This window comes from Croceivirga radicis (assembly GCF_002072105.2).
GTDB lineage: Bacteria > Bacteroidota > Bacteroidia > Flavobacteriales > Flavobacteriaceae > Croceivirga > Croceivirga radicis.
Window position 1 is genome coordinate 95306 of the sequence record NZ_MTBC01000001.1, and the last position, 22167, is coordinate 117472.

Here is a 22167-nt window from a genome sequence, read left to right on the forward strand (position 1 = left end):
AGAAAAAAATGCAATAGAATAAAAAAGTATCGTCTCTATAAATGAGGCAACCCTCTAAATAACCCATTGAAAAACAACAACCACATACAATTGTCTAATTTTTTTAAGGAAGAATACCAATCCTTAAAAAGGTACGTGTACTACCGTATTAACGATACGGCAGATAGCGATGCAGAAGATATTATACAAGATGTGGCCTTAAAGGTTTTTTCCAGGCAAGATGATGCCATGCCCATTAACAACATAGCATCTTTTGTTTACAATGCGGTTAGAAACAAAATAATAGACACGCTACGTACACGAAAAACTAAGGATTATGATGAAAACAATTTGGAACAATTATGGACTGAATTTAGTGAGCGATTCTACACCGAATCTGAAGAAGCATATTCTGATGCTACCAAAGAGAGATTAAAACAGACCTTATTTGAACTAAAACCGGTGTATAGAGATATTATAATAGCTATAGATTTTGAAGGCTATACCTACAAAGAAATTGCACAAAAAACTGGTATTGCCCCGGGCACACTAATGTCTAGAAGACATAGGGCCATGTCTATTCTACTAAAAAAATTGGAACAAACTAAAAAATTGGATTATGAAAACCACTAACGAAAAATACATGGAAAAAAAGATGGAAAACTATGTAAAAAAAGCACTTAAGATAACCGCTGCCATTGTTTTTGGCATTCTGCTTTTTGCTTTGGCCATTTATGTTTTAATGCGGTTGTGGAATTGGTTGGCCCCAGACCTATTTGGCTGGCAAACCATAAACTATTGGCAAGCATTAGGCCTTTTTGTTCTGGCCAAAATACTATTTGGCTTTGGGGGCGAAGGCTCTAAATGCAGACCTAAAAAGTACAAGAAAAAGAAAAAGTGGAAGGCCAAGTGCGATATGCGCAAAGACTTTTCTGATTGGAAATTTTATGATGACTATTGGAAAGATGAAGGGGAAGCCTCTTACAAGGCTTATGTAGCACGTAAAAAAACGAACCATTATGAGCAAGATTAAAACAACCACCGCATTGGGTGTTTTTAAGTTTTTAGGATTCTACTCAATACCCAAACAAAAGATGCAACCGCTTAAAAATGAGGAAGAGAAGAACACAAAAAGACAAATAAAAACCCAATAGATTACCATTCTGTTAAAAAAAGGTAAAAACCGAGGAAACTTTTTTGGTTTTCAAAGTTTCCGCATTAGTTTTGCCGCTTCTTATGAAAGATAAAATCTTAAATAAAGCGACAAATCTATTCTTAAACCTTGGCTTTAAGAGTGTTACTATGGACGATTTGGCCCAAGAAATGGGAATTTCAAAAAAAACCATCTATTCTCATTTTGAAAACAAGTCCAAACTAGTAGAAGAAGTTTCCATGAATTTGTTTTGGGTAATTTCTAATGGCATAGACCAGATCGTGCAACTACAAAAAAACCCAATAGAAGAATTATATGAAATAAAGCGCTTTGTAATGCACCAATTAAAGGACGAGAGCACCTCTCCTATCTTTCAATTACAAAAGTATTACCCAAAAATATACCATACCATTAGAGATAAACAGTTCGAGGTAATGCAGCATTGCGTAGTAGAAAACTTAAAAAGAGGTGTGGCCATGGGTATTTATCGGGCAAATTTGGATGTAACTTTTGTTGCTCGCATCTATTTTTTGGGTGTAAACAATCTAAAAGACCAGACCTATTTTCCTTCAAACAAATTTACCATGACCCACTTAATGGATAATTTTTTAGAGTATCACCTTAGGGGGATAGTTACTCCAGAAGGTAGAAAAATATTAAACTCAATCATCAATTCAAATCAACAATAAATGCGAAAAATCCTATTTATAAGTATAACGCTCGTTGGTTGGCTTACAATGGCACAAGAGCAGCCCAAAGAAGCATATAGCTTTACGCTAGAAGAGGCAGTTGCTTTTGCTATGGAAAACAACTATACGGCAATTAATGCTACGAGAGATTTAACCGATGCGCAAAAACAAAAATGGGAAACCATAGCGGCGGGTTTGCCACAAATTAATGGTAATATAAACTACCAAAATCAATTAAAGCAACCGGTGCAGGTAATTCCGGCCGAAATTTTTGGAGGCGAACCCGGAACATTCACAGAAGTAGTTTTTGGAACAAAGCAATCTGCAACAGCTACCGCAACATTGACCCAACTTATTTTTGATGGCTCTTATATTGTAGGTGTACAAGCGGCAAAAACCTTTGTAGATTACACCCAAAATACTAAAGAAAAGTCAGATTTAGAAGTACGCAAGTCAGTGGTAGAGGCATATGGCAATTTATTGCTGGCCAAAGAAAGTGTTCTCATTTTAGAAAAAAACAAGACTACGTTAGAAAAGAATCTTTACGAAACGGAAAAGATTTACGAAAACGGTCTTGGAGACGAAGAAAGTGTAGACCAATTGAAAATTACACTTGCTTCTATTGACAATCAGCTTAAAAATGCAATAAGGTTACAAGATATAACCTTACAAATGTTCAATCTTATTGTTGGGCTACCTATAGAAACACAGACTACGCTTTCTGAATCTTTAGACGGCCTAACGCAGAGTCAAATAGATTTTAATCTACTAGAAACACCATTTGCCATAGAGAACAATGTAGACTTTAAGCTCATGAATAATTTAAACGAGCAACGGTCTTTAGAATTAAAGCTTGCAAAAAGTAAAGCGCTACCAAGCATCAACGGTTTTGTTAACTATGGAGCCTCTTCTTTTAGCAATGAATTTAACTTTTTGAGCAACGAGGCAGATTGGTTTGACAGTTCTATTCTAGGCATAGAGATGAACATTCCCATTTTTAGTTCTTTTAAACGTTCTGCAAGCACACAACGTGCAAAAATTGCTTTGGAAAAAGCTAAAACACAAATGACGGAAACCAGGCAACAATTACGCTTGCAATGGGAAAAAGCTAAAAGCGATTACATTTTGGCCATAGAAGAGTTTAATACGGCAAAGGATAATCTGTCGCTAGCAGAACGTATAGAGAATAAAAATCAGATTAAATATAGTGAGGGTCTTGCTACAAGTTTTGAATTAAGACAGGCACAAACACAACTTTACGATACCCAGCAACAGTACTTGCAATCCATGGTTAACGTAATTAACCAAAAAACAGAACTGGCAACAGTTCTAAATCAATAATCAATTAAGTCAATCAGAATGAAAAAAATAACAACCGTATTTTCCATAGCATTAGTACTTGCTGCTTGTGGTAGCAAAGAAAACAATGCATCTATAGAAACTTTAGTTGCTGGTAAAGATGTTACGGCCATGAGTGCTAAAAAACAGGAATTGGACGCGCAACGCAAAGCAATTGAAAATCAAATTTCTTTATTGGATTCAGCTATAGTAGCCAATGATCCAGAAAGAAAGCTACCCTTAGTTAGTACACTGGAAATTAAACCAGAAGAATTTCATCATTATCTAGAGTTGCAGGGCGATGTGATGACGGACCAAAATGTTCTTATATATCCAGAAATGGCCGGCACCTTATACCGTGTGTATGTTAAAGAAGGCCAAAAAGTAAGCAAAGGACAACTTTTGGCCGCTATAGATGACGGCGGAATGTCTAGCCAATTGGCACAAATAAAAACACAAGCAGCGTTGGCCAAAACAACCTTTGAACGTCAAAAAAGGTTATGGGAACAAAATATAGGCTCAGAAATTCAATATTTACAGGCAAAAGCACAATACGAAGCTCAAGAAAGTGCCGTAAAACAATTAGAGAGTCAACTAGGTAAGTCTAGTATTAGAGCGCCTTTTTCTGGAATAATAGATGATGTGATCAAAGACCAAGGAACGGTAGTAAGTCCAGGACCTGGATCTGAGGTTTTTAGAATAGTAAACTTAAACGACATGTATATTGAAGTTGAAGTTCCTGAGGCCCATTTGCAAACCGTAACCCCAGGCAAAATGGTAGAGGTATACTTTCCTATTCTAGGTGAAACAATCAAAACAAAGGTTAGGCAAACGGGTAATTTTATAAACCCGAGTAACAGGGCGTTTAGCGTAGAAATTCCCGTGCCAAATAAAGGAGGCACTATAAAGCCCAACTTAACGGCACAAGTTAAAATTAACGATTATACCAATGAAAATGCCATCTTAATACCGCAATCCGTAGTTTCTGAAAATGCAGAAGGAGAGCAATACATCTATATAGCCCAAGAGAGTGGAAACAACAACTTTATTGCCCATAAGCAAGTTATTGAGACCGGTAAGACACAAGGAGATTACATAGAGGTGTTGAACGGCCTAAAAGCTGGGGACCAAATTATTTCTGAAGGTGCAAGAAGCGTTAGGGACGAACAAGAGATACGCGTGGGCAACACAACCGAAACAGCCAAAAAATAAAGCATGGAAAAAGCAAAAAAGAACGCCAATAAACTTTTTGGTCCTAGTTCATGGGCCATAGAGAACCCTTCGGTAGTATATGTAATGATATTCCTCTTTTTGATATTTGGACTATCTGCCTATTTTGCCATGCCAAGGGAGGATTTTCCAGAAGTATCTGAAACCAAAATTTACATTAGCACCATTTATCCGGGTAATACCGCAGAAGATATGGAGCGTTTGGTAACGGATCCTTTGGAAGATGTGCTTAAAAACGTAAGTAATGTAAGAGAAATAACCTCTACTTCTCAAGAAGATTATTCCATGATCCAAGTAGAGTTTGATGAGGATATTACCGTAGAAAATGCCAAGCAAAAGGTAAAAGATGAAGTAGATAGCGAAAAAGCAGGTGAAGACTGGCCAGTGTTTAACGGCGCAAAGGTAGAGCCTAATGTTTTTGACCTTAACATAGCAGAGTCTTTCCCTATCATGAACGTGAACATTACTGGCGATTATCCTGTAGAAAAACTGAAGGAATTTGCCGAGTACCTTGAAGACGAAATAGAAGATTTACCGGAAATTAAAGGTGTAGACATCCGCGGCGCTCAAGAAAAAGAGGTAGAAGTTGCGGTGGACGTTTACAAGATGATGGCCGCTCAAATAAGTTTTGACGATGTAATCAACACCATTAACGGTGGTAACGTAACCATGAGTGCCGGTAATTTAATTACCAGTGGACAAAGGAGAACCATTCGTATTCTAGGAGAAATCGAGGATCCACAAGAGCTTCAGAATTTTGTGGTAAAATCCCAGAATGGAGCCGTTTATTTAAGAGACATAGCAACCATCTCCTTTCATGAAGAAGATAAAACCACCTACGCAAGAGATTTTGGCGAACCTGTGGTGATGTTGGATATTAAAAAACGTTCTGGTAAAAACACAATTGAGGCGGCTGATAAAATAAGGGCCATAGTTAAAGAATCTAGGGAAACGGTTTTTCCTAAAAACCTAGATGTAACCATTGCAAACGATTCTTCTAGTAGAACCCTTAACCAAGTAGATGATTTAGTGAACAACATCATCTTTGGTATAATCCTAGTGGTAACCGTTTTAATGTTCTTCTTAGGATTTAGAAATGCTTTATTTGTTGGTTTTGCTATACCCATGTCTATGTTTATGAGCTTTATGATCATTAACCTTATGGGTTACACCCTCAACACTATGATTTTATTTGGCCTGGTAATGGGTCTAGGTATGTTGGTAGATAATGGGGTGGTAGTTGTAGAAAACGTTTACCGTTTAATGGATCAAGAAGGCCTATCTAGAAAAGAAGCCGCCAAAAAAGGTATTGGGGAAATTGCCATTCCTATTATTATCTCTACCCTTACTACCGTAGCTGCATTTGTTCCCTTGGCATTTTGGCCAGGCATTATGGGGCAGTTTATGATGTATTTTCCAATAACCCTTTCCATAGTATTGGGTTCATCCTTATTTGTGGCCATTTTTATGAACTCCATGTTGGTTTCTCAATTTATGGAGGTAGGCGAAAAAGTATTGACCAAAAAACAGCTAATACGCATAACCCTTATTCTTTGTGGTTTTGGCCTATTCATATTCTTTGTAGGAGGTTCTGTTAGAGGGCTAGGAACCTTAATGATCGTAATTGCCGGTATGTTCTGGATTTATAAGTACTTCTTAAAAAGATGGGCTATTAATTTCCAAACCAAGACATTGGTAAAATTTGAAAACTTCTATGAAAAGCAACTGATAAGGGCCGTACGCGGTAAAAATGTATACTGGTACTCTGGTGTTACCTTTATATTACTGCTACTTGCGTTCGTATTTTTTGGAATGTCCGTAGGTTCTCAAAGAACCAAAATAGAGTTTTTTCCAGATAATACACCAAATGAGATTTACGTATACATAGAGTATCCTCAAGGAACAGATATAGATAAGACCAATACGATCACCAAAAAAATAGAAGAACGTGTTTATGGTGTAGTAAATAGGCCTAAATATAATAATGGAGACACCAATTACTTGGTACAATCCAGTGTTTCTCAAGTAGGGCAAGGTGCACAAAACCCATTTACAGAAGGAGGGTCTTCTGCAGAAATGCCGCATAGGGGTAAGATTACCCTTTCTATGCGTGAGTTTAAATACCGCAATAGTCTGGATACGGAAGAACTTCGTCTTAAAATTCAAGACACCTTAACCGGTGTTTATCCAGGGGTTACCATTTCTGTAGAGAAAGATGCTGTTGGGCCACCAGCTGGTTATCCTATCAACCTAGAAATTGCAGGGCAAAATTATGATACGCTAATCAATACGGCAGAGCGTATTAGAAATTTTATCAATAGCAAAAATATTGCAGGTATAGAGGAACTAAAAGTAGACGTAAACAAAGGAAAACCCGGCATGCAAGTAATTGTAGACCGAAAAAAAGCCGGTGAATTGGGCGTTGCCGTGGGTCAAGTGGGCAACCAGCTTAGACGTTCTATCTTTGGAGACAAAGCTGGTATCTATAAAAAAGATGGAGAAGATTACGACATCTATGTTCGCTTTAACGAAGACCTGCGTTACAACACCAGTGCACTTTTTGAACAGAACATCATTTTTAGAGACCCTGCTAGTGGGCAAATTAAGGAAATACCAATTTCTGCGGTGGCCAATAAACGAAATACTTCTTCCTTTAGCGCTATTAAACACGTAGATACCAGAAGAGTGGTTACCGTTTACTCTGCTCTAAAGCCAGGATTTACAGATGCTGGTGCCATTGTAGCAGAAATACAAAAAGAAATGGAAGCCTTTAATGGCTTACCAGACGAAGTTAAGATTGATTACACTGGACAACTAGAAGAACAAGAAAAGCAAATGCAGTTTTTGATGGGCGCCTTTTTTGGGGGACTTGGGCTAATTATGCTTATCCTTATTTTCCAGTTTGGCGGTGTGTCCAAACCAACTATTATTATGCTGGCTATTTTCTTAAGCTTTATTGGAGTGTTTGGTGGACTTATTGTTACGGGATGGCCCTTTGTTATTATGATGACCATGATGGGAATTATTTCCTTGGCCGGTATTGTGGTGAACAATGGTGTAGTTCTCTTGGATTATACCCAAATTCTCATGGATCGTAAAAAAGTAGATCTTAGTATTTCAGATGAAGAATTGCTTACTATTGAAGAAGCCACAGAAGCGATTGTTAAAGGTGGTAAAGCCCGTTTAAGACCAGTTATCTTAACCGCTATTACAACTGTTCTTGGCTTAATACCCTTGGCCATAGGCTTAAACATAAACTTTGTAACCTTATTTTCTGAGTTTGACCCACAGATTTACATGGGTGGAGACAACGTTATCTTTTGGGGGCCTTTGGCTTGGACGGTTATTTTTGGTTTAATTGTAGCCACCTTCCTAACTTTAATTATCGTACCGGTATTGTTCAATATCGTATATCGAATTAAAATTAGATTAAAAGGAGATTATACCAATTCAAAATCTACGGTACCAGATGCGGTACCAGAGACCATATAAAAGAAAAAGCCCGGCCAATTGGCCGGGCTTTTTTTAACACTTACCCTAATTAGTGTATCGAAACCACTTCAGATTGGTTCCAATTTTTTACGTTGGTTATTCTATTATCAACAAAATCTACTTCTCTTAAGACATCGCCTCTCCAAAACAACCACTTACCTTCTCTTGTACCATCTACGTACTTACCGGTAGCTATTTTTTTACCATTGGTATCATACATGAACCACTGGCCGTGTAATTTATTATCTTTTAGGTAACCTGTTTGTGCAATTTCGCCATTATCATGAAAATAAGTTGCCTTTACCATCTTACCCTCTTTCTCAAACTTTGGCTTAACTTCTTGTGCAAAAGTAACCATAGATATCATTAACGCTACTATAATTGTAATATTCTTCATTGTATGGGGTTTAATTAATAATTCATTTACACTAACGTTACAAATATACATATTATTTTACACTAATTACATCTTTACATAACTTTTACTTAACATTAGATTTACATTGGAGACTTTATCGCTTGTTTTACAATTACTTACAACATCAATTTCTAGTTGGTTTAACCCTTTAAAGTCAATAAAGTAAGATACTAATAGGGCATTTGTTACCACAAAAACTTACTAGTAATTAAAGTTGTTATCCAACCGCATATCTCATTACCTTTGCGCAGCTAATTTTATAACCATGTACAGAAGTCATACCTGCGGTGAATTAAGAGCCCCACATATAGAACAAAGTGTAACCCTTAGTGGATGGATTTCTAAGGTAAGGGATAAAGGTTTTGTGGTTTGGATAGATTTAAGAGATCGTTATGGCATTACCCAACTTGTTTTTGATGAAGAAAGAACTGATAAAACGCTTCTAGAACAAGCCAAGCATTTAGGAAGGGAAACTGTTATTCAAGTTAAGGGCACGGTTATAGAACGGGCTTCTAAAAACGATAATATTCCAACCGGAGCAATAGAAGTTTTAGTTAAAGAACTTACGGTTTTAAACAAGGCGCAGTTACCCCCTTTTACCATTGAAGATGAAACGGACGGTGGTGAGGACCTTAGAATGAAATATCGATATTTAGATATAAGAAGAAATCCGGTTAAGAACAACCTTATTTTTAGACACAGGGTTACCATGGAAGTTAGAAAGTACCTTTCTAACCAAGATTTTATAGAAGTAGAAACACCTTATTTGATTAAATCTACTCCAGAAGGCGCAAGAGATTTCTTGGTACCTAGCCGTATGAACGAAGGGCAATTCTATGCCTTGCCACAATCTCCCCAAACTTTTAAGCAATTGCTTATGGTTGGCGGCATGGATAAGTATTTTCAGATTGTAAAATGTTTTAGGGACGAAGATTTAAGAGCAGACAGGCAGCCAGAATTTACGCAGATAGATTGCGAAATGGCTTTTGTGGAACAAGAAGATATCCTCAACATTTTTGAAGGGTTAACCCGCCATTTGCTTAAAGAAATAAATGGGGTTGAGGTAGCTGCGTTTCCACGTATTACCTATGATGAAGCTATGGCAAAATATGGTAACGACAAGCCAGACATTCGTTTTGGAATGGAGTTTGGCGAGTTGAATGCCATTGCACAACACAAAGAATTTAGTGTATTTAATAGTGCGGAATTGGTTGTGGGAATAGCTGTTCCTGGTGCTGCTAGTTATACCCGCAAAGAAATAGACAAACTTATAGATTGGGTAAAACGCCCGCAAGTAGGCGCTAAAGGGATGGTTTATGTAAAGTACAATGAAGATGGCACTTTTAAATCTTCTGTAGATAAGTTTTATGACCAAGAAGATTTAGCTAAATGGGCAAACGCCACTGGAGCAAAAAAAGGTGATTTAATCTGTGTTCTCTCTGGAGAAACCAATAAAACCAGAGCTCAGTTAAGCGCTTTACGTATGGAAATGGCTACGCGTTTAGGCCTTCGCAAACCAAACGAATTTGCCCCGCTTTGGGTTATAGATTTTCCCCTTTTGGAATTGGACGAAGAGACCAATACCTACCATGCCATGCACCACCCGTTTACATCTCCAAAACCAGGACAAATAGAATTGTTAGATTCCCAACCTGGTTCTGTAAAAGCAAACGCCTATGATTTGGTGTTGAACGGTAATGAGATTGGCGGCGGTTCTATACGTATTCACGATAAAGAAACACAGGCCATTATGTTTAAGCATCTTGGATTTACACCAGAAGAAGCTAAAGAACAATTTGGCTTTCTAATGGATGCTTTTCAATATGGAGCGCCACCACATGGCGGTATCGCATTTGGTTTAGATAGATTGGTTGCCATCTTAGGTGGCCAAGAAACCATTCGAGATTTTATTGCTTTCCCTAAAAATAACAGTGGTAGGGACGTAATGATAGATGCCCCGGCCAATATAGATCAGGAGCAATTAAAAGAATTACACATAAAATTGGATTTGTAAATAGAAATTTAGGTTAAGATTTTTAATACTTTTATTGGGAATCCATGCCTTTATGAAAAAAAGCACCCACCTTTTTAGGCAATTCTTAAAATGGCGCTACAAGAATATTAGTAACAAATATTTTGTTCAACTAATTAGTATTCTTATTGGGTTTTTGGCTGGTTTAACTGCGGTAACCCTAAAAAACATCACCTATTTTATAGAAGCGCTTTTGGAGAATGGTATTATTCTATCTGAAAATCAGCTGTATTTTATTTTACCAATAGTTGGGTTAACCCTGGTGTACCTATATACCAAATTTGTAAACAAACATCCGTTGGGTAATGCCGTTTCTTCTATCATGTTTGCGTTGTCTAAAAAAAATGGCATTCTTAACGTAAAGAAAATATACAATCCCCTTATCACCGCCCCGTTAACCGTAGGGTTTGGTGGTTCTGTAGGTTTGTTAGGGCCTGCGGTAGAATCAAGTTCGGCCCTAAGTTCCAATATCAGCAAATTTTTAAGAATAGATGCCAAAACAAGAACGTTGCTTATTGCATGTGCTTCTGCAGGTGCCATAGCCAGTATTTTTCAATCCCCAATTGCGGCCATAATTTTTGCCGTAGAAGTTTTTAGTTTGGATTTGACCATGCTTTCCGTTCTGCCCCTATTGTTGGCTTCCATTTCTGGGGTGCTCACCTCCTATTTTTTCTTAGGTAATGAGGTGCTTTTTAATTATTCGCTACAAGAAAGCTTTGAGTTAAAAGACACATTTTTTTACATCTTATTAGGTGCTGGTACCGCAATTGCGTCTATCTATTTTACCAAAATGTATTTTTGGATAAACAATGCCTTTAAAAAATTAAAGAGCCCTAAGTACAAGTTGCTGGTTGGCGGTATTGCCATTGGTATTATGCTCTATCTAATACCACCACTCTATGGTGAAGGTTTTGGTTTTATAAACAATCTATTACACGGAGACGATCTAGTTGCCCTGGGCAAGACGCCGTTTGATGCCTACACCGCGAACATCTGGGTGGTTATTCTATTATTGTTCGGCATTACAATTTTCAAGGCTATAGCCATGACCACCACAATTGCCGCAGGTGGTGCCGGTGGTATTTTTATCCCTACTATGGTAATGGGTAGCGCTTTGGGCAATGTAGTGGCCAAATTGATAAATAATATTGGTCTAGGGTTTGCTGTTTCAGAAAGTAATTTTACATTAATTGGGATGGCAGGGCTTATTGCCGGGGTAATCCATGCGCCGCTAACCGCCATTTTCTTAATTGCAGAAATTACCGGGGGGTACGAACTTTTTGTCCCCCTAATGATAACGGCTTCCATTTCCTATTTGGTTACCAAGAATACAATGGACTTTAACATCTATACCAAAGAATTGGCAGAAAAAGGGGCTTTGCTTACCCATGATAAAGATCAAACCGTTCTTACCTTAATGAATTTGGATGACGTTATCGAGACCAATTTTAAAATGGTTTATCCTGAAATGACCCTGGGAGAAATGCTCAAAAAATCTGTGGCAAAATCTACCCGTAATATATACCCCGTAGTAGAAGCAGACAGAAAAATGGTCGGAATTATCTTGCTGGACGATATTAGGGATATTATGTTTAAATCCGAACTTTATGAAACCACCAAGGTAGAAAGTATAATGCATGCCGCCCCAGAATATATTTTTCAAGATAAGGACAACATGAGCCAGGTAATGAAGAAATTTCAAGAAAGCGGGGCTTGGAACCTACCGGTAGTTAAAGATGGCATTTATGTTGGGTTTGTTTCCAAATCCAAACTTTTGACAGCATACAGAAGAAAACTAATACAGCATACCACATAATATGAAATCTAGATACCTTGTTGCGCTTATTGTTTTGGCCTCATTTGCGGCTATTGGATACGGACTTTATACTTCGGATGAAACCACAACAACCCACCACAAATACATAGGTTTTGGAGTTATAGGCTTGTTTTTTATAGCTATGCCATTGTTTTTATTCACGGAAAGCAAGGGTAAGCAGATGAAAGATTATATGTTAACCAAAGAAAATATTGAGAAAATGCGTAAAAAAGAAAGCAAAAATACTGATAATCAATAATTTTCGTAAAAATAATGTACAGTTAATCCTAATCGTCCTTAAAAAGATTACTTTCGTACTTTATTTAATTATTTATTTTTTTTTAATGACTGGTACAGTAAAATTTTTTAATGAGTCCAAAGGTTACGGATTCATTACCAACGACGAAACAGGTAGAGACATTTTTGTACATGCTACCGCCCTTAACGGTTTAGTTTTGAACGATGGAGACAAGGTAGAATATCAAGAAGAAGAAGGACGCAAAGGTATGGTTGCTGCCCAAGTGGAAGTAATCTAACACTATATTTTATTTTGAAGACTCATGAAACCTTGGCCAATGCCAAGGTTTTTTTATGGCTAATTTAAATTTCTACGTTCTATAAAAAAGCGCTTTAAAAGTGCAGACGCCTCTTCTTCCATAATACCGCTGACCACTTTGGTCTTAGGATGCAAACAAGTACCCATTGTCCTGTAGCCGCGTTCTACATCGCTAGCGGCAAAAACAATTTTAGAAACCTGACTCCAGTATAAAGCACCTGCACACATCTGGCATGGCTCTAGGGTTACATAAAGGGTACAATCATGTAAATATTTTCCACCAATAAAATTTGCAGCAGCCGTAATGGCCTGCATTTCGGCATGAGCAGTTACATCTAGCAAGCGTTCTGTTAAATTGTGCGCCTTACCTATTATTCGGTTTTGGGCAACAACAACTGCGCCTACGGGCACCTCTCCCAAATCAAAAGCTATCTCTGCCTCTTGCAAGGCTTTTTTCATAAAATAAGTATCGTCAAACGGATTCTCCATAATTCTTCTCCTTAATCAAAACTACAAATCCTAGCTTAAGATTACTCTATTAATAGGTATTTTTGATATATGAAAAAGGTGTTGGATAAAATTAATGCTCCGGCAGATTTAAAAGTACTTCAGCTAGATGAATTAGTGCTTTTAGCAAAAGAATTAAGGGCTTTTATCATAGATGTAGTGGCTACTAAAGAAGGGCATCTAGGTGCTAGTCTCGGTGTTGTGGAATTAACCATTGCCATACACTATGTTTTTAACACACCTACGGACAAACTAATCTGGGATGTAGGTCACCAAGCCTATGGCCATAAAATTTTAACTGGTAGAAGAAGTCGTTTTCATACCAATAGGCAACTCAACGGTATAAGTGGTTTTCCTAAAATGGACGAAAGCGAATATGATGCGTTTGGTACCGGACATAGCTCTACCTCTATTTCTGCCATTTTAGGAATGGCTTTGGCTTCCCAATTAAACAAATCAGATAATACGCAACACGTTGCGGTCATTGGGGATGCTTCTATAGCCAGCGGTATGGCATTTGAAGCTTTGAACCATTTAGGCGAAACCAACACCAACGTACTGGTTATACTAAATGACAATACCATTGGTATTGATCCCAGCGTAGGTGCATTAAAAAAATACTTAACTAACGTAAAGAAAGGTACGGCAAAAGAAGAAAACATCTTTGAATGCTTAAACCTAACCTATTCTGGCCCCGTAGACGGGCACAATTTACCCTTACTAATTACCGAACTAGAACGGTTAAAAACAGTGGACGGACCAAAACTTCTACACGTAATTACAACAAAGGGCAAGGGATTAAAACAAGCCGAAAAAGACCAGGTTACCTACCATGCCCCTGGAAAATTCAATGCCAAGACAGGAGAACGGGAACATAAACCCTTAGCACCAGAGCCCCCCAAATTCCAAGATGTATTTGGTAAAACCATTATAGAATTAGCAGAAAAAAATGAGCAAATAGTTGGTATTACTCCAGCAATGCCCACAGGAAGTTCTTTAAAATATATGATGGAAAAAATGCCAGACCGTGCATTTGACGTAGGTATTGCCGAACAACATGCGGTAACCTTAGCTGCTGGCATGGCCAGCAATGGCCTTATTCCATTTTGTAATATCTATTCTACTTTTGTTCAACGCGGTTATGACCAAATAATACATGATGTAGCCATCCAGAACATACCTGTTGTTTTCTGTTTGGATCGGGCTGGACTAGTGGGTGAAGATGGCACAACCCATCATGGTATTTATGATATTGCCTTTCTTAGGTGTATTCCTAATATGATTGTTTTTTCCCCTTTGGACGAAGTAGAACTTAGAAACATCATGTACACTGCCCAAAAAGGACTTAAGCAACCCATTGCCATTAGGTATCCAAGAGGTAGAGGCTATAAGATAGACTGGCAGCAACCCATGGAACAAATTACTATTGGGAGTTCCGTTTGTTTAAAACAAGGAAGTAAAACAGCGGTGTTGTCTTTTGGCCCCATTGGTAACACCGTAAAACAGGCCATTGCCGCAGCCAACCATCCCGCTAAAATTGGACATTTTAATATGCGCTTTGCAAAACCCTTGGACACGCAGGCATTGGATGCTATTTTCAAAAATTATGAGCAAGTTGTAACCGTAGAAGATGGATGTATTATTGGTGGCTTTGGTTCCGCTGTGCTAGAGTATGCAAATTCTAAAGGATTTAAAACAAAAATTAAACAATTTGGGGTGCCAGATAACACAATTGGTCATGGTACAATAAAAGAATTGCACGATATTTGTGGAATTAGTTGGGAACAAATAAAAAATTACCTTGACCAGACCAATTAAACTCTTTACAGCACTATTTCTCTTTATAGGCATATTTGCCTTTGGCCAAGAAGAAAGAGAAACTACACAAGACAGTACACAAGTAGCCATAGACTCTATGGCCATAGATACCATTGTAATACGTTGGGAGCAAAAGAAAATAGATAACATCAAAAAAGGGGTAGACCTACGGGCTCCTAAGGTTTCGTTTTTAGGCACAAAACCTTTAAACCAAAGAGCTCGTTTTGCCAGCCCAACCAGTTTTTGGGAAAACTCCAATCAATTTAATCTAGATATTACAGAAACCGCCTTTGTTAACTGGAACGCTGGTGGTGAAAACGCCGTGTCCGCATTGGGAAACCTGAATTTTACCCGTAAATACAAATTTGCACACACCTCTTGGGACAACGAACTACGTTTGCGCTATGGTATTAATGCACAAAAGGGAAGAAAACTCAGAAAAACAGACGACTTTATAAAGCTTACCTCAACCTTTGGTTTTAGAAAAGATTCTACCTCAAAATGGTTTTGGTCTGCCAAACTCAATTTTAACACCCAATTCTCTAACGGGTACAAATACCCAGACCGTTCTACACCTATTTCTAGGTTTATGGCTCCGGGCTACCTATTGTTAGGTGCGGGTACAACCTTTAATCCAGAAGGTAAAAAGTTTGAACTTTACCTATCTCCTATTACGCAAAAAGCCACTTTTGTTTTAGATGATGCGCTCTCACAACAAGGTGCGTTTGGTGTTAACCCAGGCGATAATGTTTTTATGCAATTTGGTTTTCTACTAACCAACAATTGGGAAGAAGAAATCTTTACCAATATCTTTATTAACCACCGTTTATCTTTGTATACGGACTATATAAACAGTTTTGGTAATATTGATGTGGATTGGGAAATCAACTTCTTGTTTAAAGTGAACAAATTTATACAAGCCAATATCAGCGGACATCTTATTTATGACGATGATATAAAGTTTGATGAAGTTTTGGCAGAAGATGGTTCGGTTGTAGACCCAGGTATTCCTAAAATCCAATTTAAGCAAAGTTTGGGTCTAGGCTTAATATATACCTTCTAATTTAGAGGTGTTTACCAGTAAGTGTGTTGTTTAGTTTTACCGCTGCACTGTCTGACAACCCCGCTACAAACGAACAAACCCCCAATAGTAATTCGTAGACAGATTTATCAACATCTTTTAAGTGATCCGGCAAGGTACCCAACAATAAACGGTCATAACTGCCCGCCTGGTTGCCTTTGGCATTTAAAACCGCTTCGCAATAATGCTCTAAAATATTCTCAATAATCTTATAACCGGCTAGTTCTTTTTCTACTACTTCTTTAGACTGATAAATTTTATTTACGCATAGGTTAATAATATCTTCAATTTGCGCCTTATAGGTACTTTTATCCAAAAGGGCACAATCAAATATTCCATTTAAAATAGCCGTTTCATTCTCCATGAACACCCTAGCTGCTTCGTTTATCAAAGTATTAATGGCCAGTGCGCGTAAATAGCTTAACCGATCACTAACACTTTCCATCTCATGATATTTATTGGTGTTTATGGAATCCTTGACCAACTTAATCATGTACTCCAAAGCATAATCTTCTGGAATTAGACCTAGATTAATACCATCCTCAAAATCGATTATCGTATAGCAAATATCGTCTGCAGCCTCTACCAAATAAACCAAGGGATGTCTATGGTAAGAGGGGTTATCTCCTGCGGTTTTCTTTAACAACCCTAAATCATTGGCCAAGGCATCAAAAAAGTCCTTTTCAGATTGAAAATAGCCGTATTTTTTGTCCGAAATATGTTTGGTTGGCTTTTTTGGAAGCGAAGCCTTAGGGTATTTAACAAAGGCTCCTAAGGTGGCATAACTTAAGCGTAACCCACCCGGTATACCTTTTCTAGAAGCTGTAAGCAACCTTAAGCCATTGGCGTTCCCTTCAAAATCTACCAAATCTTGGTATTCAGAGTCAGTTAGGAATTTCTTGTACTGCTTTCCCAACCCAGAAGCAAAGAAATTACCAATTGCCTTTTCCCCGCTATGTCCAAAAGGAGGATTACCGATATCATGAGCCAAGGCCGCGGCGGCAGTAATGGTGCCAAAATCATTAAAACGATACCCTAAATCCGTACTTAATTCAGGATATTTTTTTAAAAGTTCAATTCCTACCTTTCTACCTAAACTTCTACCAACCACGCTTACTTCTAAGCTATGCGTTAAACGGGTATGCACAAAATTACGATCCGACCCAATATGTATGGGCAATGGCATAACTTGGGTCTTGTCTTGCAAACTCCTAAATTCAGAAGAAAATATGATACGATCGTAATCTACCTCAAATCCTAATCGGGTTTCATCCTGTGCTTTTCTAGGTCTTTCTTGGGTATCTCCAAATCGTTTTAAGGACAATAATTTATGCCATTCCATGCCAACGTCTTTATTTCTAGCGAAGATACTTTAAACCTTTTTTTTATTGAATTTATAATTACTTTGCTTTTTTAGAATACTACAACGGGTATTTGGTAACGTTTAATTAACCTGCAACTTAATTTATAATAGCAATTTTGCGCTATTTGAAAGCGACCTATGGGGGAGAATATTTACTTGTTTATGGTGATTGCACTTGCAATCCTTGCCATTACGGATTTAGTTGTAGGTGTTAGTAATGACGCTGTTAACTTTCTAAACTCCGCAATTGGCTCCAAAGCCATTTCTTTTAAAACCGTAATGATTGTTGCTAGTTTGGGTATTGCTTTTGGAGCAATGTCTTCTAGTGGTATGATGGAAGTTGCTAGAAAGGGTATTTTTAATCCTACGGAATTTGTCTTTGCGGAAATCATGGTCATTTTTATGGCGGTAATGATAACGGATATTCTGTTATTGGATTTTTTCAACACCCTGGGCATGCCTACCTCAACAACCGTTTCTATTGTTTTTGAACTATTGGGCGCTGCAGTGGCAATTTCATTGGTTAAAATAGTAAGTGCAGATGGCAGTTTTAGCGATTTGGTTAACTACATAAATACGCAAAAAGCAACGGAAATTATTTTTGGGATTTTACTCTCTGTAGTGGTGGCCTTCTCTATTGGTGCTTTGGTACAATTTATCACAAGGATTTTGGTTTCTTTTGATTTTAAAAAGAACCCTAAGTGGATAGAATCTATTTTTGGAGGTGTTGCTATTACCGCAATCATCTACTTTATATTGGTTAAAGGTTTAAAAAGTGCAGATTTATTTGATGCTTCTTTTATGCAATTTATAACCGAATCTACAAGTCTGTTTCTACTAATAAACCTAGTTTTTTGGTCCTTGATATCTTGGGCTTTTACGCTCCTTTTTAATTGGAATATCTACAGAATAATAATTATTCTAGGCACTTTTGCCTTGGCAATGGCGTTTGCCGGTAACGACTTGGTAAACTTTATTGGTGTTCCCATCGCCGCCTTACAATCCTATCAAGACTGGTCTGCCTCTGGTATAGGTCCAAACTCTTTTAACATGAAAGGTTTAACGGCAGCCGTAAAAACGCCTACGCTGTTGTTATTACTATCTGGCGCCATAATGGTAATTACCCTATGGCTTTCTTCCAAAGCACGTAGCGTTGTAAAAACAAGTGTTGACCTAGCCAGACAAGATGAAGGAGACGAACGTTTTCAACCTAATTTTTTATCAAGACAAATTGTAAAGTTTACCATTACCGCTTCAAATAATATTACGGCAACGCTACCTCCATCGTGGTTAAAAAAACTGGATTCAAGGTTTACCATGCCTAAAAATTACATACCAAAAAGCAAAACCCAAGATGCGCCGGCATTTGATATGGTAAGAGCCTCCGTAAACTTAATGGTTGCCAGTATTCTTATCTCTTTGGCTACTTCTATGAAATTACCATTAAGTACCACTTATGTAACCTTTATGGTAACTATGGGTACCTCTTTAGCAGATCGTGCTTGGGGGGCAGAAAGTGCGGTATACCGAGTTGCAGGGGTACTAAATGTAATTGGTGGTTGGTTCTTTACGGCCATCTGTGCATTTACCGCAGCAGCAATAATTGCTTACATTCTACATTTAGGAGGGTTCATTGCTTTAGTGGTATTATTGGTAATCGCAGCTGTTTTACTTCTTAGAAATTATATGGCTCACAACAAAAAGAGCAAAGAAATAAAAGCCGAGGACAGTTTAAGAAAAGCAGAAAGCAGCTCTATACAAGGAGTGATACAAGAAAGCGCCGATAATATTGGCCATGTTATAGCACGTAGTAATAAAATTTATACCGGTGCAATTAATGGATTAGCCAGACACGATTTAGAAACTTTAAAAAAGAATAATAAAGAAGTAAGTAAAATGTCTAAGGAGATAGAAAGCTTACAAAACAATATATTCTATTTCATCAAAAATTTAGACGAGTCTAGTGTTGGTGGTGCTTCTAATTTTTACATTAACCTTTTGGGGCATCTGCAAGATATATCACAAAGCTTGGAACATATAAGTAAAGTGGGATACAAACACGTTAATAATAACCACAAAAAACTTAAATACAACCAAATAAAAGAACTAAAAGATTTGGACCAGCATTTAGAAGAGCTGTTCAACGGAACCTCCAAAGCATTTATAAGCCACTCTTTTGAGAATTTAAGTCCATTACTGGCTAAAAAAGAAGTTCTTTTTGATGTCATAGATCAGAAAATAGAAAAGCAAGTTGCACGAACCCGTACAGAAGAATCTAGCCCAAAAAACACCACTTTATACTTTTCTTTACTTACGGAAAGTAAAGACATTGTAAAGGCTACTATGCGTTTAATGGAATTGTATTACAGTGAACATGACAGCTCCATAGAGCCAGCTAAGCTTCCTAAAAATGCGTAAACTAACTACAGTTCTCGTTTTTTTAGCAAGTATAATATCAACTTTTGCCCAAACTTTAACTGGGACGGAATTATTAGACAAAGCTATTGCGTATCATGACCCAAATGGCCAATGGCCCACTTTTAAAGACAGTCTAAAAGTGGTTATGGAAACCCCAAATAATTCTTCTCGAGAAAGTATTATCTATCTGAATTTACCAAAAGAGGTGTTTAATCTTACGGTAAAAAAAGAGGAAAACACTACGCAGTACCAAATAGAACAAGATAATTGCAACATCAGTTTTAATGGTAAACGCAACTTTACAGAAGAAGAAAAAGTCGCCCACAGATTAGACTGTGACCGCGCTTTTATGATGAAGGATTACTACACCTACCTATATGGCTTGCCAATGAAATTAAAAGACCCTGGCACTAACCTAGACCCCAAGGTGGTTACCAAAACGTTTAAAGGCAAAACGTATTTAGTTTTAAAGGTCACCTATGATGCCGTAGTAGGTAAAGACACTTGGTATTTTTATTTTGACCCTACCACCTCTGCCATGGAAGTTTATCAGTTTTACCACAAAGAGGCAGATAATGATGGCGAATACATTCTGTTGTCTGGTATTGAGACTTTTAAGGGTATTAAAATGCCCAAAACACGCAAATGGTATTACAATAAAGATGATAAATACTTAGGCACGGATATTCTTAGCCGTCCAAATTAGATACCAAGTCTAGGGTTACCGCATAGAGTTCTTGCTGGATTAATTTTGATTTTAGCCATGCATAAAAACTCATTACAAAGATATCCTCTTGCCTACGCCCTTTAAAATCAAACGCGTTTTCTACCTTAGCCTCAAAATCTGGAGTAGTGGCCAAACTAGGGTTTTCGGCATACGCCAATACCAATCTTATAAATCTCAATACACGTTCTTCTTGTATCGCTACTAATTTCCTTTTAAACTTACGCCAAAATTGTTGCCCTTTAGCGTGCACTAAATCATGTTCTTGTAGTTCTATAAGCGTCAATAATTCTATGATATTCTTTTTGAGCACCCACGCCCAACCCACACGTTCTTCGTACCAATTATCAGATTTTTTAAGTAAGCGCAATTCTCGATAAACTTCTTTGTATTTCCCTTGTTGAAAAAGACACATAACCAACACCAATTTTACATCTAAAGAAGTGGAAGAAAGACCTTTTAGTAGTATTTCTGCCTCCATAACTTTTCCAGTATAGAGAAATAATAGTCCTTTAAGGAGGATTCTTTTTTTGAGTAAAGCTTTCTGCTCTGCAGCACTTAAGCCTACCAAAACATCTTCTAATTCAGCCAACAAACTAGCCGACTTTTTGAATTCTTTATTTCTAAAAAAAGAAAGTGCCAATAAGTGCAGCATGCGTACATAATAATAGCTGTATTTGGCGGGAACCTCTCCTTTATTTTTAAGTGCGATGAAGAGTTGTTCTACATAGGGTGAAATAGCGTAAAAATTACGTTGCAGATTGGCTTCTGTTGCCGTTATGGTCATCAATTGATAAAGCGATTTATAACTTAAATCCTCTTCTAGAACTAGTTCCAAATCGGTAAAAATCTGCTGCAGTTCTTTAGATACCTCTGGTGAATTATCATTTTTTAATCGCGCCCTAATCTGAGCGTAAGCGATGTTGAATCGTGTTGCTGTTTGAAGTTTTTTATTGTTTGCTTCCAATTCTAGTACTAAGCTATCCAAAGAATAATCTGGTATCAGATGCGCAAATTGTATTTTGGTCTGTATTACTTCTGCCAAGATAGGATAGGCATCAATGGTGTTAGCTAAGTTTTCGGATTTTAATAGTACTTTACTAGCCATCTTAATAGCTCCTTTTTCAAATAGTATTCGCGCAGCTAATAAATATTTCAAAGCATGAAAGTCTTCTGCGCTTTCATGCTCAAAACCATAACTCCCAATAAATTCTATCAATGCCTCTTGTACTCTAGCACAAAGCACATAAAAAGCATTTTTATTGCTTTTACCATAAAGCTTAACGTCTAAATTGGTTACATCGCCTTTGGCCAAAAACTTTACTAGTGTAATATTTTTTATATCTGTACGCCTATTCTTCTTTGCTAAATACTGCAAAAACTCATGCAATTCGTGTTCAGAAAGACTATCTACGAGTATTTTTAACTCCATTAATTCGTAAGTTTTTAAAAACCGTATATTATTATTAATAGCTTAATACAGGATAATCATCGTTAATTATATCGTAAGTATAGTAAAAATATCACCATTGCGCAGTGCGTGGTCCTAAAAT

At 37.4% G+C, this 22167-nt stretch carries 19 protein-coding genes; 15 read left to right on the forward strand and 4 right to left on the reverse strand.

The features are described 5' to 3' along the window. The first annotated feature begins 66 nt into the window (after positions 1–66). From BUL40_RS00445 to BUL40_RS00470, 7 genes are all read left to right on the forward strand, one after another. A complete protein-coding gene (locus tag BUL40_RS00445) occupies positions 67–612 on the forward strand; it encodes an RNA polymerase sigma factor (protein ID WP_080317636.1) in 546 nt (181 codons plus the stop codon). Further along, on the forward strand, positions 599–1012 hold the full coding sequence (locus BUL40_RS00450; RefSeq protein WP_010518735.1) for a hypothetical protein: 414 nt from the start codon (positions 599–601) through the stop codon (positions 1010–1012). Before BUL40_RS00445 ends, BUL40_RS00450 begins: the two co-directional genes overlap by 14 nt. After that, positions 999–1133 carry a hypothetical protein gene (locus tag BUL40_RS15880; protein WP_262485907.1) on the forward strand — a complete coding sequence of 45 codons (135 nt, stop codon included), beginning with the start codon at positions 999–1001 and terminating at the stop codon, positions 1131–1133. The genes BUL40_RS00450 and BUL40_RS15880 overlap by 14 nt, the downstream gene beginning before the upstream one ends. Before the next feature lie 82 nt (positions 1134–1215). Next, entirely contained in the window at positions 1216–1821 is a 606-nt protein-coding gene (locus BUL40_RS00455) for a TetR/AcrR family transcriptional regulator (protein WP_029511496.1), read from the forward strand. Continuing rightward, positions 1822–3162, forward strand: a complete 1341-nt coding sequence (locus tag BUL40_RS00460) for a TolC family protein (RefSeq protein ID WP_176465420.1) — start codon at positions 1822–1824, stop codon at positions 3160–3162. Positions 3163–3180: 18 nt separating this feature from the next. Continuing rightward, positions 3181–4371 (forward strand): efflux RND transporter periplasmic adaptor subunit, encoded by a 1191-nt coding sequence (locus BUL40_RS00465; protein WP_080317638.1) that lies wholly within the window; start codon positions 3181–3183, stop codon positions 4369–4371. A 3-nt stretch (positions 4372–4374) separates the two neighbouring features. After that, positions 4375–7881 (forward strand): efflux RND transporter permease subunit, encoded by a 3507-nt coding sequence (locus BUL40_RS00470; RefSeq protein WP_080317639.1) that lies wholly within the window; start codon positions 4375–4377, stop codon positions 7879–7881. Positions 7882–7930: 49 nt separating this feature from the next. Here the strand turns inward: BUL40_RS00470 and BUL40_RS00475 are convergent, their stop codons facing one another. Then, positions 7931–8278, reverse strand: coding sequence for a toxin-antitoxin system YwqK family antitoxin (locus BUL40_RS00475; protein WP_010518740.1), 348 nt, complete (start codon positions 8276–8278; stop codon positions 7931–7933). A 286-nt stretch (positions 8279–8564) separates the two neighbouring features. On the opposite strand from BUL40_RS00475, the gene aspS reads away from it, so the two are divergent. The 4 genes from aspS (at position 8565) to BUL40_RS00495 (ending at position 12683) form a co-directional block, all read left to right on the forward strand. Continuing rightward, on the forward strand, positions 8565–10313 hold the full coding sequence (gene aspS, locus BUL40_RS00480) for an aspartate--tRNA ligase (protein ID WP_080317641.1): 1749 nt from the start codon (positions 8565–8567) through the stop codon (positions 10311–10313). A 52-nt stretch (positions 10314–10365) separates the two neighbouring features. Continuing rightward, on the forward strand, positions 10366–12147 hold the full coding sequence (locus tag BUL40_RS00485; RefSeq protein ID WP_080317642.1) for a chloride channel protein: 1782 nt from the start codon (positions 10366–10368) through the stop codon (positions 12145–12147). A gap of 1 nt (position 12148) precedes the next feature. After that, complete coding sequence (locus tag BUL40_RS00490; RefSeq protein WP_010518743.1) at positions 12149–12406, forward strand: hypothetical protein; 258 nt, start codon at positions 12149–12151, stop codon at positions 12404–12406. A gap of 85 nt (positions 12407–12491) precedes the next feature. After that, on the forward strand, positions 12492–12683 hold the full coding sequence (locus BUL40_RS00495) for a cold-shock protein (protein WP_010518744.1): 192 nt from the start codon (positions 12492–12494) through the stop codon (positions 12681–12683). 59 nt (positions 12684–12742) lie between these two features. Here the strand turns inward: BUL40_RS00495 and BUL40_RS00500 are convergent, their stop codons facing one another. Next, positions 12743–13192: a nucleoside deaminase gene (locus tag BUL40_RS00500; RefSeq protein WP_080317643.1), complete on the reverse strand. Its 450-nt coding sequence runs from the start codon at positions 13190–13192 to the stop codon at positions 12743–12745. A 69-nt stretch (positions 13193–13261) separates the two neighbouring features. On the opposite strand from BUL40_RS00500, the gene BUL40_RS00505 reads away from it, so the two are divergent. Then, a complete protein-coding gene (locus BUL40_RS00505) occupies positions 13262–15028 on the forward strand; it encodes a 1-deoxy-D-xylulose-5-phosphate synthase (RefSeq protein ID WP_080317644.1) in 1767 nt (588 codons plus the stop codon). Then, complete coding sequence (locus BUL40_RS00510; RefSeq protein WP_080317645.1) at positions 15012–16091, forward strand: DUF3078 domain-containing protein; 1080 nt, start codon at positions 15012–15014, stop codon at positions 16089–16091. Before BUL40_RS00505 ends, BUL40_RS00510 begins: the two co-directional genes overlap by 17 nt. 1 nt (position 16092) lies before the next feature. Here the strand turns inward: BUL40_RS00510 and dgt are convergent, their stop codons facing one another. After that, positions 16093–17451 carry a dGTP triphosphohydrolase gene (gene dgt, locus BUL40_RS00515; RefSeq protein ID WP_080317646.1) on the reverse strand — a complete coding sequence of 453 codons (1359 nt, stop codon included), beginning with the start codon at positions 17449–17451 and terminating at the stop codon, positions 16093–16095. Between the two features lie 159 nt (positions 17452–17610). On the opposite strand from dgt, the gene BUL40_RS00520 reads away from it, so the two are divergent. Together BUL40_RS00520 and BUL40_RS00525 are read left to right on the forward strand one after the other, a co-directional pair. After that, positions 17611–19890, forward strand: coding sequence for an inorganic phosphate transporter (locus BUL40_RS00520; protein WP_080317647.1), 2280 nt, complete (start codon positions 17611–17613; stop codon positions 19888–19890). Next, positions 19883–20596 carry a DUF6503 family protein gene (locus tag BUL40_RS00525; RefSeq protein ID WP_080317648.1) on the forward strand — a complete coding sequence of 238 codons (714 nt, stop codon included), beginning with the start codon at positions 19883–19885 and terminating at the stop codon, positions 20594–20596. Before BUL40_RS00520 ends, BUL40_RS00525 begins: the two co-directional genes overlap by 8 nt. Here BUL40_RS00525 and BUL40_RS00530 read toward each other — a convergent pair. Beyond that, positions 20580–22046, reverse strand: coding sequence for a hypothetical protein (locus BUL40_RS00530; protein WP_080317649.1), 1467 nt, complete (start codon positions 22044–22046; stop codon positions 20580–20582). The two genes, BUL40_RS00525 and BUL40_RS00530, sit on opposite strands and share 17 nt — an antisense overlap. Between the last annotated feature and the right edge of the window lie 121 nt (positions 22047–22167).